The organism is Oscillibacter valericigenes, assembly GCF_021531915.1.
Taxonomy (GTDB): Bacteria; Bacillota; Clostridia; order Oscillospirales; family Oscillospiraceae; genus Oscillibacter; species Oscillibacter valericigenes_A.
In genome coordinates this window covers 21,947-37,232 of the sequence record NZ_JAFBIV010000011.1, presented here as the reverse complement: position 1 = coordinate 37,232, position 15,286 = coordinate 21,947, and the positions used below count along the sequence as shown (strand labels likewise).

Here is a 15,286-nt window from a genome sequence, read left to right as displayed (position 1 = left end):
AGCAAAAGCGGCACGCGCAAGCGTGCCGCTTTTTTACGTTTCTTCCGTCCCGATAGCCGCCAATTCCCGGTCCAGGGCCTCATAAAACCGGGCAATATGAAGGCCGTCCACCAGTGCGTGGTTGGCCAGCAGGGTTACTGGCAGCAGGGTCCTCCCCTCCTGTTGAAAATACCTTCCCCATGTGATGCGGGGATTGCTGTCCGCCGGAGAGGGCACCGGCTGGACCATGGCCGTATAGCTGACCCAGGGTACGCAGGAGACGAAGAACAGGCTCTCCCCCTCCTCCCCATCATCCAGGGAGGGAGCTTCCTTTACCCCCTCCTGGGCCGCTTTGGCATAAGGAAGGAAGTCCTCCAGGGGCATATCCGCCGACAGGCGGCAATAGCAGTAAGCGCCGTTGTCCAGGGCTTCCGTGTGAGAGGTAGGACACCAATCATACTCCACCACCTGGTCTCCCCGGATGCGCCGCCGCAGTTCCGGCACGCTGTTGGCCGCCCGGGATACGGCATAAAGCGTCAGGAGGAACAAGCTCTCCCCCCGCACCTTTCTGGTCATCAAGCCGGTGATGTCTACATTCACCGTCAGCCCCACATAGGGGTTGGCGAAGTTCCGGAAATAGGCGTACTGTTCCTTCCGGGGATCCTGTTCCATATTGATCACACGACAGTTCATTGTATTCCACCCTCTCCGCTTTTTGCCCTCATTGTAGCGGTTTTCCCTGCTAATTGCAATATTCCATCCCAACTGGGCAGTTTTACTTGCTATTTTTCTCCTTGCCTGCTATAATCAGCACTTGTGCAAGAAATACGTAAAAAGGATGAAAACCATGGAAATTGAGAAGATGTATGAACAGCTGGGCGTCAGCCGGGCTGTCTATGAATACGGTGAAGCGGTGCTGCGGGACCTGCGGGAGCGGTTTAACGCCATTGACCAGACGGCAGAGTACAACCAGGGCAAGGTCCTGGCTGCCATGCAGAAAAATCGGGTCAACGCCACCCACTTCGCCGCCACCACCGGCTATGGCTACGATGACGAGGGCCGGGACAACCTGGAACGGGTCTACGCCGATGTGTTCCACACGGAGGCCGCCCTGGTGCGGCCCCAGATCACCTGCGGCACCCACGCCCTGACAGTGGCCCTCTCCGCCAACCTGCTGCCCGGCGACGAGCTGCTGTCCCCCGTGGGCGCTCCCTACGACACCCTGGAGGAGGTCATCGGCATCCGGGAGAGCAAGTGCTCCCTGAAGGAGTACGGTGTCACCTACGCCCAGGCCGATTTGAAGCCCGACGGCTCCTTTGACTACGACGCTATCCGGGAGAAAGTCAACGACCGCACCAAGCTCATCACCATCCAGCGGTCCAAAGGCTATGCCACGCGTCCCTCCTTCTCCGTGGCCCAGATCGGTGAGCTGATCGCCTTCTGTAAATCTGTGAAGCCCGACGTGAAGGTGATGGTGGACAACTGCTACGGCGAGTTCGTGGAGCGGCTGGAGCCCTCCGACATGGGAGCCGACATGGTGGTGGGCAGTCTCATCAAAAACCCCGGCGGCGGCCTGGCCCCCATCGGCGGCTACATCTGCGGCACCCGTGAGTGTGTGGAGCGGTGCGCCTACCGGCTCTCTGCCCCCGGTCTGGGCCAGGAGGTGGGCGCCAACCTGGGGTTGATGCCCGCCTTCTATCAGGGCCTGTTCCTGTCCCCCACGGTGGTGGCCGGAGCCCTGAAGGGCGCGGTCTTTGCCGCCAACATCTATGAAAAGCTGGGCTTTGCCTGCGTACCCAATGCCACGGAGAGCCGTCACGATATCATTCAGGCCGTCACCTTGGGCAGTCGGGAGGCCATGGTGGCCTTCTGCCGGGGCATTCAGGCGGCGGCCCCTGTGGACAGCTACGTGACCCCGGAGCCCTGGGCCATGCCGGGTTACGACAGCGACGTCATCATGGCGGCAGGTGCCTTCGTCCAGGGCAGCAGCATCGAGCTGTCCGCTGACGGTCCCATCCGGGAGCCCTACGCTGTCTATTTCCAGGGCGGGCTCACCTGGTATCACGCCAAGCTGGGCATCCTCATGAGTCTGCAGAAGCTGGTGGAAGCCGACCTTGCCACCCTGCCCGAGACATAAGAAAAAGGAGCTCGAAAGAGCTCCTTTTATGTTTGAATTTTTTTGTCCAGACGGGCTAACAGGAACGCCAGCAAAAAGCCGCCGACACAGCAGAGGGCTGACAGCAACGGCTCTCCGGGCCCGTATTCCGTGGGGATAATGACCAAGGTGGATGCCAGTACAAAGCCCAGGATACCGTGGAAGGCCACGGCGTAATGGCGCCGGAAGAACCAGCTCACCAGCCGGGCCAGCAGGGCAATGGCCAGCACCATCCCCGGCAGGCTGGCGGACAGTACCAGCAGGTCCAGCCGGGCCAGTCCCTCCAGCATGGGCTGATACAGTCCCAGGGCCATCATGACGGAAGACGAGGTCATACCGGGGATCACGATGCTCATGCCCCAGAGGACACCGCAGAAATTATACCACCAGAAGTTTGGCTCCACGGTGACCTCCGCAATGCGGCTCACATAAAAAAGCCCCGCGAACACCGCACCCGCGCACAGCAGCAGGCTCCCCCAGGAGGCGGCGGTCCGCCCCTCCTTCCCGGCCTCTCGGAACAGGGAGGGCACCGTTCCCACGATCAGGCCGATAAACAGCCAGGTGGTCACGGTATTGGAGAGACTGATGGCCGCCGCAATGCCCTTGGCGAAGCCCAGAAAGCCCACGCACCAGCCCAGGGCAATGGGCAGGAACCACCTCCAGTACTTGGGGATGGCAGTCCGGGGCCGGGTGAGAACCTCCATGAAGGGACGGTAGATGTCAAACACCACCGCCAGCACGCCACCGGAGACACCGGGCAAAATAGCTCCCGCGCCGATCAGGAAGCCGCACAGCAGGTCTCGCAGCCAGCGAATGATGAAATTTTGATCCCGACGTACTGCCATCTGTCCGCCTTCCTTCCGGTTTTCCCTTTCACATTCCACATATAATAGCAGTTTTGCCCCGGCCTTACAATCCCATACCGGAGCTCAATATGTAAATTTTTATCAGCATTTTTACAGGAGTTGTCAAAATCACACAAATTCTGCGTTTCAAATTCGCTGTTCTCTGGCCTTTTTATCTGTTGACACAAAAACCGATAACGTGTAAACTGCAATATAGATAACCAAACAAGTTCATACCGCAAAGACGATGAAGAGAAGAGTACGCAGGCAGATACGTCACAGAGAGCCTTGACTGGTGGAAAGAGGCACGGAAGGGCTTGCCGAACATGGTCTTGGAGTTGCGTGGCCGACCGCGGACGCATAGGTCACGACGTGTGCGCACGTCACAGCGCAGGAGTGTGCTGGCACTCCGCAAGGCCGCTTTCGTGAGAAAGTGCGCAAATCAAGGTGGTACCACGGGTTTCCGACTCGTCCTTGGAGCATTGGCTTCAAGGGCTTTTTTGTTGCTTAATTTATCCGAAAAGGAGTTTTGATACTGTGAGCGAATCGATCATTCAAATCCAGCATCTGAACAAGACCTTTGGCAGCGGCGACACCGCCGTTCACGCCCTGGAGGACATCAATCTGGATATCAAACAGGGTGAGATCTTCGGCATCATTGGCCTGTCCGGCGCAGGCAAAAGCACCCTGGTCCGGTGCATGAACCTGCTGGAGCGGCCTACCTCCGGCACCGTCATCGTAGACGGTCAGCGTCTGGCCTGGATGGAGCAGGACGGTGAAAAAGAAAACCCGGTCCAGGTCAGTGAAAAGGAGCTGCGGCTGGCCCGCCGGAACATCACCATGATTTTCCAGAGCTTCAACCTGCTGATGCAGCGCACCTGCCTGAAAAACGTCTGCTTCCCCATGGAGCTGTGCGGCACCCCCGCCGCCCAGGCCAGAAAGCGGGCTTTGGAGCTGCTGGAGATCGTGGGTCTGGCCGACAAGGCGGACGCCTATCCCTCCCAGCTCTCCGGCGGCCAGAAGCAGCGTGTTGCCATTGCCCGGGCCCTGGCCACGGATCCCAAGGTGCTCCTGTGCGACGAGGCTACCTCCGCCCTGGACCCCACCACCACCGCTTCCATTCTGGCCCTGCTGAAGGACCTGAACCAGAAGCTGGGGGTGACCGTGGTGGTCATCACCCACCAGATGAGCGTCATTGAGGAGATCTGCTCCCGGGTCGCCATTCTGGACGGCGGCGTAGTGGCGGAGCAGGGCGATGTGGAGGAGATTTTCTCCAATCCCAAGACCGACGCGGCCCGCCGTCTGGTGTATCCCGGCGGCGCCAGCGTCCAGCAGTACCCCGTCGGCACTCACGCGGTCCGGGTGGCCTTCAACGGCGGCACTGCCTACCAGCCCCTGATTGCCTCTCTCGCCATTGACTGCGGCGTGAAGGTGAACATTCTGGGCGCCGACACCCGCAACATCGACGGCAAGGCCTTCGGCACCATGCTGCTGGGGCTCCCCGACGACCCCAACGAGGCCGCCAAGGCCCTGAGCTACATCCGCTCCCAGCCCAACGTCACTGCCGAGGAGGTGGAATACCATGGTTGATCTGATCACCGCCGAATTCTGGGCCAAATACGGTCCCTTGCTGCTGGAGGGCACCATCGACACCCTGGTCATGACCGGTATCTCCACGGTGTTCGCCTACCTGCTGGGTCTGCCTCTGGGCGTGGCTCTCATCCTGACCCAGCCCCACGGTATCCGCCCCAATAACGTGATCTACAAGGTCCTGGGCTGGATCATCAACGTGGGCCGGTCCCTCCCCTTCATCATCCTGATGGTGGCCATCATGGACTTCACCAAGCTGATCGTGGGCACCAAGATCGGCGTCCGGGGCGCCATTGTCCCCCTGGTGGTCTCCGCGGCTCCCTTCATCGCCCGCATGGTGGAGACCTCCCTTTCGGAGGTGGATGCCGGCGTGGTGGAGGCGGCCCAGTCCATGGGCGCGTCCACCTTCCAGATCGTCTGGAAGGTCTATCTGCCGGAGGCGAAGCCCTCCCTGGTGCTGGGTGGTGCCATCTCCATCGTCACCATCCTGGCCTACACCGCTATCGCCGGTGCCATTGGCGCGGGCGGCCTGGGCGACCTGGCCATCCGGTACGGCTACCAGCGCCGCTATCCCCCCATGCTGCTGGTAACGGTCATTTTCCTGGTCGTCTTGGTGCAGCTCATTCAATCCGTTTTCAGCCATGTGTCGGCCCGCATCGACAAGCGGCTGGACAGCGGACACAAGAAGGGCTTTGCCCCCCTGGAATTGTGGGCCCGGTTCACTCACACCAAGTAATTTCATTTTACCGGTTTCACCGCCTGTCTTCGGAATCTTGGACAGCCGTATGAAATAAAAAATCCCGAAAAGTATTGGAGGAAAAGAACATGAAGAAACTGCTGACTCTGGCACTGGCCCTGGTGCTGTGCCTGTCCCTGGCCGCCTGCGGCGGCTCCAAGGAGACCCCCGCTCAGACCGAGAAGCCCGCTGAGACCCCCGCCGAGACCACTGTCCTGAACGTGGCCGCTTCCGCAACCCCCCACGCCGAGATCCTGGAAGTCTGCGTTCCCATCCTGGCCGAGCAGGGCATCGACCTGAAGATCAACGTCTACGGCGACTATGTGGTCCCCAACACCGCCGTGGAAGAGGGCGCCGAGGACGCCAACTACTTCCAGCATGTCCCCTATCTGGACAACTTCAACGCTGAGAACGGCACCCACCTGGTGAGCGTGGCCGGCGTCCACATTGAGCCCATGGGTATCTACGCCGGTAAGACCGCCTCTCTGGAGGAGCTGGCTGACGGCGCTTCCGTGGCCGTCCCCAACGACGTGACCAACGAGGCCCGCGCCCTGCTGCTGTTGGAGGCCCAGGGTCTGATCAAGCTCAGCGATGACGCCGGTCTGGACGCCACGCCCAATGACATCGTGGAGAACCCCAAGAACCTGACCTTCACCGAGCTGGAGGCTGCCATGGTCCCCAACGCCCTGACCGAGGTCGACATCGCTGTCATCAACGTCAACTACGCACTGGAAGCCGGCTTCAACCCCGTGGAGGACGCCCTGGCCATCGAGGATGCTGACTCTCCCTATGTGAACATCCTGGTGGTCAAGGAAGGCAACGAGAACAACCCCGCCGTTCAGGCTCTGGTGGAAGCCCTGCACTCTGAGGACGTCCGCGACTTCATCAACGAGAAGTACGCCGGTGCCGTGGTGCCCGCATTTTAACTCCAAGGGGGATTTCATCCCCCTTAGACACCCAAAAGAGAGAGGGGCCAGATGGCTCCTCTCTCTTTTGGGCTGAACCCCCCACCAGTCTGCGGACTGGTGCCGCCGCCCCAGGCGGCTGAGTCAGGGTATTTTCGCCACGCCGCAGCGTTAAAAAACATGCCAGTGGCATGTTTTTTAGCGAAGGCCACAGCGGCTATGCCGCGAGGAGACGCACTGTGTCCGCGACGAAAATGTTTGAGATTTTTTGTGCAAAGCCGCTGCGTCCTGTGCGCAGCGGCTGTTTTTTAATAGCCATTGACCATGATATCCAGGACACGGCCCGCCACGGTGCCGGCCACGGAGCTTCCGCCGCCGCCGTTTTCCACCAGCACCACAAAGGCGTAGGGGGCGTCCTCGTTCCGCAGGAACCCGGCAAACCAGGCGTGGGGCGTCTTACCCTCCCCCACCTCGGCGGTGCCGGACTTGGCGCAGAGTTCCATATTGGGGAACCGCTTGGTGCCGTAAGTCTTCTCCACGTTGTCCGCCATCATGTCCGCCAGGGTGTCGGCGATCTTACCCGAGATCAACGTCCCGGTCTTTCGGGTCAGATGGGGCAAAGACGGCAGTCCCAGAGAATTGACGGTCTTTCCGATCAGATACGGCTCCGCCGCCCTGCCGCCGTTTGCAATGGCACCCATGTAGACCATCAAGGCGCAGGGATTCACCTGGTCCTTATACTGACCCACGCCGGCCCAACCCAGAGAGCCGTCCGTGATATTCTCCCAGGAGAAGGAGCCTTTGGCGGTGGGCAGGCCATCCACGGAATAGCTGTCCGTCAGTCCGGCTTTTTCCGTATATTTCTTCATGGTATCCGCCCCCAGCTCCACGGCGATCTGGGCAAAGGCCACATTGCAGGAATTGGCAAAGGCGTCGCCGATATGCTGCTCCCCGTGGGTGCCGGAGCAGATGATGGTCTCATCCCCGATCTGGACGCTGCCCTGGCAGGTCCAGGTGCGGTCCTGGATGTCCGGGATCTCCTGCAGCGCCGCCTCCAGAGTCACGGTCTTATAGACGGAGCCGGGAGTGAAGCTGGAGGACAAAAATCGGTTCAGATAGGCGCCCTCGTAGCGGTCGTTGATCTCGATATCCGCCGGAACGTGCAGCGGGTCGTAGCTGGGGGCGGAGACCATGCACAGGACCTCGCCGGTCTTGTAGTTGTACACCGCCACGGTGCCCGCGTGACCGTTCAGGGCCTGATATGCCTCGTAATTGTACCGGGCGTCGATGGTAAGGTACAGCTCCGAGCCCCGCTCCGCACCGAAGGTGCCGTTCAACAGACTGTATCCCGTCAGCTTGTCGGCAAAGGCGTTGAGGGCGCCGGTGCCGATGCTGCCCTGTAGGTCGCCCACCGCATGGAGGGTGGCCTTCCGGACGGTCTCGTTCTCATAGTAGGTGCGCTTGCCGTTCTTCACCTCGGACAGCACATCTCCATCCCGGTCCAGCACGGTCCCCGCCGCCAGGACGCCGTTGGTATCGTAAAGGTGCCGGTTGAAGGCAGAGGAGGCCCAACTGCCGCCGTCCAGGAAATACCTCACCAGGAAGCATCCCAGGCCTGCCGCCAGCAGCAAAGCCAGCACGGCGCAGACCACCGCCCGCCGCTCAATCTTTTTCATGGTCCACCTCCTCTTCTCCTCCGAAAGGATCGTCCACGGCCTCTGCCATATGGCGGGCCTGCTCCGTCAGCTGCCGCTGAGGCTTCCGCTGGATGGCGAAGCTGGCGTTCTCCCGGGTATCCGTGGCCTTCAGGAAGGCCAGCAGGCCCCAGGCGGACATCATGGCGGAGCCGCCGTTGGACACAAAGGGGAAGGTCACGCCGGTCAGTGGCAGCAGATCCACGGAGCCGAACACATTCAGGCAGGTCTGGAACACCAGCAGGGACCCTGCCGCACAGGCGGCAATGATGTAATAGCTGCTGCGGCCCACCCGGCAGGCCCGCACCGCGAAGACTGCCAGGGTGATGATGCTCACTACCGCCAGCACGGCGATCAGCAGTCCCCACTCCTCACACAGCATGCCAAACACCAGGTCCGTGTCCGCTGCGGGGATGCGGTGGAGCCAGCCGTTGCCGCCGCCCATGCCCAGCAGGCCGCCGGAAGCCGCCGCGGACATGGTGCGGGTCTGCTGGTAGCCGGTGGTGGAAGCCGCCTCCCAGGCGTGGCCCCAGGAGGCAAAGCGGCTGAGAATATAGGGTTTGAAGGTCACGATGATGCCCGCACCGAACACCGCGCCGCCGCAGATCAGGGTCAGGGTGGCCCAGTCCCCGGACCGCAGGTAGGCGATCACCAGGAAGGTCACGAAAAAGATAGCTGCTGTGCCGAAGTCGCTCATGAGCCCCAGCAGGCCGATGCACACGCCGGTCAGCAGGATGAACAGGGTGATGTTGCGCTTGTGAAACAGCCGCTCCAGGGTGGCAGAGCCGGCAAAGATATAGCAGATCTTGGCAATCTCCGAGGGCTGAAAGGACAGTCCCCCAATGGAGATCCAGTTGACGGCGCCGTATTTGGCATTACCCAGCACCAGCGTGATGCCCAGCAGGCCGATAGCGGCGGCCGCCATCCACCAGCGGCTCTTCCGCACCCGACCCAGGTCCCGCAGGAACAGGCCCAGCACCAGAAACAGCACCAGCCCCAGTACGATGGCGGCGAACTGCTTGAGCAAACTCCCCGGCGCGCTGGAGGCCGTCACCGCCAGGGACAGGGTGGAGAGGAAAAAAGCGATGGTCTCCATCTCAAAGCCCACGCAGCGGGTGCACCGCAGAATGATGGCGTACAGCCACATGACCGCCGTCAGGCCCAGGAAGGACAGCGGCACCCACACGCTGGCCTCTGTCCCCTCCGCAATGACCAGCTGCAGGCAGGTCAGTACCTGAAACACTGTCAGCCACAGGAAAGAGGGCCACATGGCGGCGGGCCGCTCCGCCTTTCGCTTCTTCTCCAGCTCCTCCCGCTCCGCCACCGTCTGGGGCAGGAACACCAGGGGGACGCCCCCCAGGGTGATGGTGTCTCCCAGCTTCACCTGAGCGGAGCCCTCCACGGCCTCCCCATTCACCAAAGTGCCGCCCTTGGAGCCCAGGTCATACACCGTCCACTCTCCGTTCTCTCCCCGACATAGAGCGGCGTGCTGCCGGGAAACGCTGGGGTAATTCAGATAGACGTCCGCCGTCTTTCCCCGTCCGATGATATTCTCCCAGTGGGTCAGCAGCAGCGGCGCACCGTTGGGCAGGCTCAGCTGCCCCCAGGTCTCCGGCGTGTGGGGCATCCGCAGCAGGGACCGCACGGCCCGGTACAGGATCAGCACAGCCAGCACCGGGAACAAAAAACGGACGATGGCCGTATACCAGGCGCCCGCTAGGGGATTGGCTGCCAGCCATGCCGTCACGGTATCCAGCGCCGCCTGCAAAGGCGCCGTGATCAGTTCCATACCCACAGCCTCCTTTTTTCAAAAATTAGAGTTAGTATAGCACTTTTTCCTCTCTGTGTACAGTGTTCCGCCATCTATATACAAAAAGTGGCACAAAAGTGCGGCGAAATTTCACTTTTTCTCTTGACCTGCCGTACAAAATCCATTAAACTAATTAGGTGTGCAATATCGCAGGCGGTGCAGCGCACCGTCTCCCCATATATATTACGAAAGGCCGATCGATCATCATGAAACATCCCTACAAGACGCGTGAAGGCGGCGCTACGGTGACTGTTTTTGTCCCGTATGACTGCAATAACCACTGCCCCTTCTGCATCAACAAAGGCGAGTACGCGGACCTGACGGGCTTCTCTCTGGAAAAGATCTGCCAGAGCATCCGCCGGATGGACGCCATCACCCCTTACTGCGATTTTGTGTTTACCGGCGGCGAGCCTTTTGCCGACATTGAAAAGCTCCAGACCATGCTGGACCAGATCCCCACCACCCACAAGGTCTACATCAACACCACCCTGCCGGTATCCGCCAACCAGTCTGAGGAGGACATCCTAGCCTTTGCCGAGCGCAACAAGCATAAGATCACCTGCATCAACGTCTCCCGCCACATGCAGAAGTACGTGGTGGAGTCCAACGACGACCTGCTGGCCCGGCTGCCGGTGCCCTTCCGGGTCAACTGCGTGCTGTACAAGAACTACCCCGCCGAGGGCCTGGTGCCCTATATGGAGCGGTTTTTGAAGCTCCCCGGCGCCTCCATCCAGTTCCGGTTTGACTACACCGCCACCACTCCCGAGAACCTCTACGACGAGGAGGGAGACAAGATCCTCCACGATCTGAAGCAGGTGGCCCGGTATACCGGCCTGGATGGCTGCCGGATGCGCTGCGGCTTCCACTTTGATTACAAAGGCATGGAGCTGACCTACCACAAGACCCTGCCCTATTCCACCATCGTGGAGACGGACCCTAAGGACGGCGTGACCTACGACATTCTGTACGATATCCTTATCAAGCAGAACGGCGATATCCACTCCGACTGGACCGGCGTGATGATGGATGTGGACGCCTACGAAAAGGTCGTTTTCGAGCCCTACGACCTGAAGTGGCTGGAAAGAGTCTGATTTTTTGAAAAGCGGCGGAGCATTCCGCCGCTTTTTTCATCAGGAGGCTTATTATGAAAGAAATCAAAACCGTGGGTGTCATCGGCCTGGGTGCCCTGGGCACCCTGTATGCCCATCTGCTGACAGAGGGCCTGGGCCGGGAACACGTGCTGGTACTGGCGGACCGGGACCGGGTGGAGCGCTACCGCCGGGAGGGTATCACCTTCAACGGCCAGCTCTGTGACTTCAACTATACCGACGCCGCCTCCGTGACGGAGCCGGTGGACCTGCTGCTGTTTGCCGTGAAATTCGGCGGACTGGAGAACGCCATCGCCTCCTGCCGCCATCTGGTGGGGCCGGAGACCACCCTGATCTCGGTCCTCAACGGCATTGCCAGCGAACCCAGACTGGGAGAGGCTTTCTCCCCGGAGCAGGTGGTCTGGTGCGTGGCCCAGAAAATGTCCGCCCGCAAGGAGGGCAATCATGCGGAAGCAGATCCCCTGGGTGAGTTGGCTCTGGGTGTCCCTACCGGAACGGACCCGGCCCACCTGGAGCGGCTGACGGCCTTCTTCGACCGCATCCGCTTTCCCTATTCCCTGCCCGCCGACATCCGCACCCACCTCTGGAGCAAGCTGCTGTGCAACACCGGCTGCAACCAGACTACCATGGTGTTCCAGTGCGGCTACGGCGGCCTGCAGGTTCCCGGCAAAGCCCGGGATACCATGCTGGGCGCCATGCGGGAGGTGCTGGCTGTCGCCAACGCCGAGGGCATCCCCCTGTCGGAGCGGGATGTGGAGAGCTGGGTGTCCATCATCGACAGCTTCCCACCGGATGGAATGACCTCCATGCGGCAGGACAGCCTGGCCCACCGGAAAAGCGAGGTGGAGCTGTTCGCGGGCACCGTCCGCCGCCTGGCGGCAAAGCACAATATCGCCGTCCCCGTCAACGATTGGCTCTATGAACAGATCCAGGCCATGGAGGCTGCATATTGACAGAAGGTTCCCGTGAAAATGCTTCATTTTCACGGGAACCTTTTTGTCCGGATTCCGTCTCTATGAACAAGAGACTTCATGCTGCGGACTCCGGCAGGGCCGGCGGGCGGCGGAAGTAATCATAATTGTAGAGCCGGTTGGGCTCCAGGGTATCCCCGAACCGGAGCGTGATGAGCTCCGACACCGTCACCAGCTGGTAGCCCTGCGCCTGCAGCCAGGGGACCAGGGTCCGGGCGGCCTCCACGGAGCTCTCATAGGGGCTGTGAAGCAAAATCACCTGTCCATCCAGATCACCGGCCCCCTGTATATGGGCCACTACCTGCTCCGCGTCCCGGGACTTCCAGTCCTGGGGGTCCACGGACCAGGTGACGATGCTGCGGCCGGATTCCTCTTTGAGTGCCTTGCTGGTGGCACCGTAGGGCGGACGCAGCAGAGTGGGTGCGGCGCCCAGCACTTCTTCAAAGGCGGCATCCGCTGCCGTCAGGTCCGCCTCCAGGGCCTCGGGGTCCAGCTTCCCCAGGTTGGCGTGACGATTGGAATGGCTGCCGATCTCACAGCCCAGCTTTTCGGCCCGACGGACAACCTCCGGGGCACCGGACAGTTTCTGTCCCACTTCAAAGAAGGTAGCCACAGCCCCGTTTTCCTCCAGGATGTCCAGAAGCTGGTCCGTGTAGACCGGATGGGGACCGTCATCAAAGGTCAGGGCCACCATGGGGCAGCTGGGGTCCACGGTCCGGACCGGAGACTCGGTCACTTTTCCGGTCTCCTCCGGTCCTGCCGCTTCCGGCTGGAAGGGATTGGGCAGGACGGTAACAGTGGGTGCCGTTTCTGCCGGCTGCGGGTCCATCTGAACGGACCGGGCCGGGATCACCGTGCCCCGGAGATTGAGCGACACAAGCATCAGCAGCGCCAAGAGTATTTTTTTCATAGGACTTTCTCCACCCTCCAAGGATTTTTCTCTGAGACCATCCTATGAAAATTTTTCCGGAATGTCGTGGCATTTTCGGATACAAATGGTGTCAAAAAAGTGTATAATGGGAACAAATGATGACAACCTTCCCAACGCCTTTTCGTATATCGACAAAAAAGGAGGCTGCCCTATGAAAAAGCTGCTGCCACTGTTTCTCTGCGTCTGCTTGCTGGCAGGGACCCTCTCCGGCTGCGGCGGGAAACGGGACCTGATGCAGGGCGTCACCCCCGCCGTTGTCTCCGACATAGCCGCCCCCGCCGATGGAGCCGGGGTAGCCTCCGGGCTGTCCCTCCGGCTGCTGCGGCAGGAGATGGAAGATGGAGAAAATGTCCTGCTGTCCCCCCTGTCCATTCTCTGCGCCCTGTCCATGACGGCCAACGGCGCCAGAGGCGAGACCCTTGCCCAGATGGAGCAGGTCCTGGGGCTGCCGGTGGAATCCCTGAACGCCTATCTGCTGGCCTGCCGAAAGACCCTCCCTGACGAAAAAAAGTGCCAGGTCTCCCTGGCCAATTCCATCTGGTTCCGGGATGACGGCTCCCTCACGGTGGAGAAGGATTTTCTGCAAACCAACGCCGCCTGGTATGACGCAGACCTCTATCAGCTTCCCTTTAACAGCGCCGCCTGCAAGGCCATCAACGATTGGGTGCGCAAGAAGACCGGCGGCATGATCCCGGAAATTCTCCAGGAGATATCACCGGATGCCGCCATGTATCTCATCAACGCCCTGTCCTTTGAGGCGGAATGGCAAACCATCTACCAGGAAGCCAGCATCCGGGACGGCGTGTTCACCACGGAGGATGGACAGCAGCAGACCGTGCCCATGATGTACTCCAAGGAATACCGCTATCTGGAGACCGGGACCGCCACAGGCTTTCTGAAATCCTATGCCGGAGGAAACTGCGCCTTTGCGGCCCTGCTGCCCAAGGAGGGTATTTCCCTGGCGGACTTCGTTGATTCTCTCACCGGGGAGCAGCTTCATGACCTGCTGGCAAGCCCGGAGTCAGTGGAGGTCTGGGCCGGCATCCCCAAATTCGAGAGCACATACGAAACAAATCTTTGCGATACTTTGGAAGCCCTGGGTATGACGGACGCCTTCGACGGACAGCTGGCGGACTTCTCCGGCATCGGCAGCTCCACGGAGGGGAACCTCACCATCAGCCAGGTTCTCCACAAGGCCCGCATCGCGGTGGATGAAAAGGGCACCAAGGCCGGAGCCGCCACAGCGGTGGTAGAAGAGCCAGCCGAAGCGCCATCGGATCCAAAGGAAGTCCTCCTGAACCGCCCCTTCCTCTACCTGCTGATCGACTGCCGGGAACAGTTCCCCGTCTTCATCGGCACCATAACCACTCTGGAATGAGCAAAACCCCTCGGCGCTGTCCGCGCCGAGGGGTTTGATCTTCATCGCAGGAAAATGCGTTTGCCGCCCCGGTAGTCCCGGACCACACCGATGCGACGGGCGCTGGGGACACAGCCCTCCAGCTCCTTCAGCAGGGCGTCCGCGTCCGCCGGGTCCACGGCCATCAGCAGACCGCCTGCTGTCTGGGGGTCGTAAAGGAGATCCTGTTTGCAGAGCTCCGTCTCCCCCGCGTCCACGCCAGCCTCCGCAAAGGTGCGGTTGCGGTACATGCCCTCCGGCAGGATGCCGATGCGGGCCAGTTCCAGGGCCTCGGGGATGAAGTCGATCCGGTCCACATGGAGCTCGATCTCCACATCGCTGCCCTGGGCCATCTCGAAGGTATGGCCCAGCATGCCGAAGCCCGTCACATCCGTGCAAGCGTGGATGCGGTACTTCACCATGGCGTCCCGTGCGGACTTGTTCAGGGTAGTCATCATCTTCTGTGCAAATTCAATGCTCTCCTGGGAAGCCATATCTGCCTTGGCAGCTGTGGTGATGACGCCGATGCCGATGGGCTTGGTGAACAGCAGCACATCCCCCGGCTTGGCCCCGGAGTTGGTCAGCACCTTGTCCGGGTGAACGAAGCCCGTCACCGCCAGGCCGTACTTAGGCTCCTCGTCCAGGATGCTGTGGCCGCCGGTAATGAGGGCTCCGGCCTCGTAGACCTTGTCATAGCCTCCCCGCAGCAGCTGGTGGACAGCGTCCTTGGGCATATCCGCCGGGATGGCCATGATGTTCAGGCACAGCTTGGGCTCGCCGCCCATGGCGTACACGTCGCTGAGGGCGTTGGTGGCCGCGATCTGGCCGAAGAGATAGGGGTCGTCGGCAATAGGCGGGAAGAAATCCACCGTCTGCACCAGGGCCAGGTCCTCGGAGACCTTGTAGACGCTGGCGTCGTCGCTCTTGTCAAAGCCCACCAGCAGGTTGGGGTCCTGATGGACCTTGATGCCGTCCAGCAGTTGGGCCAGGACACCGGCGCCCACCTTGGCACCACAGCCGGCGCACTTGGCCAGTTTCGTCAGCTTTACTTCATTTTCAGGCATGGTGTTTCTCCTTTTCATACACGACAGTTGCGCTTCTAAAGCGCTGCGCCAAGCACTCTCTCCTGTCGCATCTCATAAGTTCTGGTATTTCAAGCTGTGGA

At 60.9% G+C, this 15,286-nt stretch carries 13 protein-coding genes and 1 other annotated feature; of the genes, 7 read left to right on the top strand and 6 right to left on the bottom strand.

The window, feature by feature from the left end; genetic code table 11:
- Positions 1–33 precede the first annotated feature (33 nt).
- Positions 34–672 carry a CatA-like O-acetyltransferase gene (locus JQM66_RS08590; RefSeq protein ID WP_235229462.1) on the bottom strand — a complete coding sequence of 213 codons (639 nt, stop codon included), beginning with the start codon at positions 670–672 and terminating at the stop codon, positions 34–36.
- A gap of 154 nt (positions 673–826) precedes the next feature.
- Here JQM66_RS08590 and JQM66_RS08585 point away from each other — a divergent pair, with 154 nt between their 5' ends.
- Complete coding sequence (locus tag JQM66_RS08585) at positions 827–2,116, top strand: methionine gamma-lyase family protein (RefSeq protein WP_235229461.1); 1,290 nt, start codon at positions 827–829, stop codon at positions 2,114–2,116.
- Between the two features lie 26 nt (positions 2,117–2,142).
- Here JQM66_RS08585 and JQM66_RS08580 read toward each other — a convergent pair whose 3' ends face one another.
- Entirely contained in the window at positions 2,143–2,979 is an 837-nt protein-coding gene (locus tag JQM66_RS08580) for a DUF368 domain-containing protein (RefSeq protein WP_235229460.1), read from the bottom strand.
- A 238-nt stretch (positions 2,980–3,217) separates the two neighbouring features.
- Positions 3,218–3,458, top strand: a binding site (T-box leader).
- 70 nt (positions 3,459–3,528) lie between these two features.
- On the opposite strand from JQM66_RS08580, the gene JQM66_RS08575 reads away from it, so the two are divergent.
- The 3 genes from JQM66_RS08575 to JQM66_RS08565 all read left to right on the top strand — a co-directional run bounded on the left by JQM66_RS08575 (position 3,529) and on the right by JQM66_RS08565 (position 6,231).
- Complete coding sequence (locus JQM66_RS08575) at positions 3,529–4,569, top strand: methionine ABC transporter ATP-binding protein (protein ID WP_235229501.1); 1,041 nt, start codon at positions 3,529–3,531, stop codon at positions 4,567–4,569.
- Positions 4,562–5,305, top strand: coding sequence for a methionine ABC transporter permease (locus JQM66_RS08570; protein WP_235229459.1), 744 nt, complete (start codon positions 4,562–4,564; stop codon positions 5,303–5,305). Before JQM66_RS08575 ends, JQM66_RS08570 begins: the two co-directional genes overlap by 8 nt.
- Positions 5,306–5,394: 89 nt before the next feature.
- A complete protein-coding gene (locus JQM66_RS08565; protein WP_235229458.1) occupies positions 5,395–6,231 on the top strand; it encodes a MetQ/NlpA family ABC transporter substrate-binding protein in 837 nt (278 codons plus the stop codon).
- A gap of 287 nt (positions 6,232–6,518) precedes the next feature.
- Here the strand turns inward: JQM66_RS08565 and JQM66_RS08560 are convergent, their stop codons facing one another.
- Entirely contained in the window at positions 6,519–7,886 is a 1,368-nt protein-coding gene (locus tag JQM66_RS08560; protein WP_235229457.1) for a penicillin-binding transpeptidase domain-containing protein, read from the bottom strand.
- Positions 7,873–9,693, bottom strand: coding sequence for an FtsW/RodA/SpoVE family cell cycle protein (locus JQM66_RS08555; protein ID WP_235229456.1), 1,821 nt, complete (start codon positions 9,691–9,693; stop codon positions 7,873–7,875). The genes JQM66_RS08560 and JQM66_RS08555 overlap by 14 nt, the downstream gene beginning before the upstream one ends.
- Positions 9,694–9,959: 266 nt before the next feature.
- Between JQM66_RS08555 and JQM66_RS08550 the strand changes: the two genes are divergently transcribed.
- Both JQM66_RS08550 and JQM66_RS08545 read left to right on the top strand, forming a co-directional pair.
- Complete coding sequence (locus JQM66_RS08550) at positions 9,960–10,805, top strand: 4Fe-4S cluster-binding domain-containing protein (protein WP_235229455.1); 846 nt, start codon at positions 9,960–9,962, stop codon at positions 10,803–10,805.
- Between the two features lie 53 nt (positions 10,806–10,858).
- A complete protein-coding gene (locus tag JQM66_RS08545; protein WP_235229454.1) occupies positions 10,859–11,776 on the top strand; it encodes a ketopantoate reductase family protein in 918 nt (305 codons plus the stop codon).
- A 76-nt stretch (positions 11,777–11,852) separates the two neighbouring features.
- Here the strand turns inward: JQM66_RS08545 and JQM66_RS08540 are convergent, their stop codons facing one another.
- A complete protein-coding gene (locus tag JQM66_RS08540; RefSeq protein ID WP_235229453.1) occupies positions 11,853–12,704 on the bottom strand; it encodes a polysaccharide deacetylase family protein in 852 nt (283 codons plus the stop codon).
- Between the two features lie 172 nt (positions 12,705–12,876).
- Here JQM66_RS08540 and JQM66_RS08535 point away from each other — a divergent pair, with 172 nt between their 5' ends.
- Entirely contained in the window at positions 12,877–14,103 is a 1,227-nt protein-coding gene (locus JQM66_RS08535) for a serpin family protein (RefSeq protein WP_235229452.1), read from the top strand.
- A 41-nt stretch (positions 14,104–14,144) separates the two neighbouring features.
- Here JQM66_RS08535 and selD read toward each other — a convergent pair whose 3' ends face one another.
- A complete protein-coding gene (selD, locus tag JQM66_RS08530) occupies positions 14,145–15,185 on the bottom strand; it encodes a selenide, water dikinase SelD (RefSeq protein WP_235229451.1) in 1,041 nt (346 codons plus the stop codon).
- Positions 15,186–15,286: the final 101 nt, after the last annotated feature.

Excerpts from the sequence above, each read along its gene's own strand:
- JQM66_RS08590 (WP_235229462.1), bottom strand. The coding sequence starts at position 672 with ATGAACTGTCGTGTGATCAATATGGAACAGGATCCCCGGAAGGAACAG.
- JQM66_RS08585 (WP_235229461.1), top strand. The coding sequence starts at position 827 with ATGGAAATTGAGAAGATGTATGAACAGCTGGGCGTCAGCCGGGCTGTC.
- JQM66_RS08580 (WP_235229460.1), bottom strand. The coding sequence starts at position 2,979 with ATGGCAGTACGTCGGGATCAAAATTTCATCATTCGCTGGCTGCGAGAC.
- JQM66_RS08570 (WP_235229459.1), top strand. The coding sequence starts at position 4,562 with ATGGTTGATCTGATCACCGCCGAATTCTGGGCCAAATACGGTCCCTTG.
- JQM66_RS08565 (WP_235229458.1), top strand. The coding sequence starts at position 5,395 with ATGAAGAAACTGCTGACTCTGGCACTGGCCCTGGTGCTGTGCCTGTCC.
- JQM66_RS08560 (WP_235229457.1), bottom strand. The coding sequence starts at position 7,886 with ATGAAAAAGATTGAGCGGCGGGCGGTGGTCTGCGCCGTGCTGGCTTTG.
- JQM66_RS08555 (WP_235229456.1), bottom strand. The coding sequence starts at position 9,693 with ATGGAACTGATCACGGCGCCTTTGCAGGCGGCGCTGGATACCGTGACG.
- JQM66_RS08545 (WP_235229454.1), top strand. The coding sequence starts at position 10,859 with ATGAAAGAAATCAAAACCGTGGGTGTCATCGGCCTGGGTGCCCTGGGC.
- JQM66_RS08540 (WP_235229453.1), bottom strand. The coding sequence starts at position 12,704 with ATGAAAAAAATACTCTTGGCGCTGCTGATGCTTGTGTCGCTCAATCTC.
- JQM66_RS08535 (WP_235229452.1), top strand. The coding sequence starts at position 12,877 with ATGAAAAAGCTGCTGCCACTGTTTCTCTGCGTCTGCTTGCTGGCAGGG.
- selD (WP_235229451.1), bottom strand. The coding sequence starts at position 15,185 with ATGCCTGAAAATGAAGTAAAGCTGACGAAACTGGCCAAGTGCGCCGGC.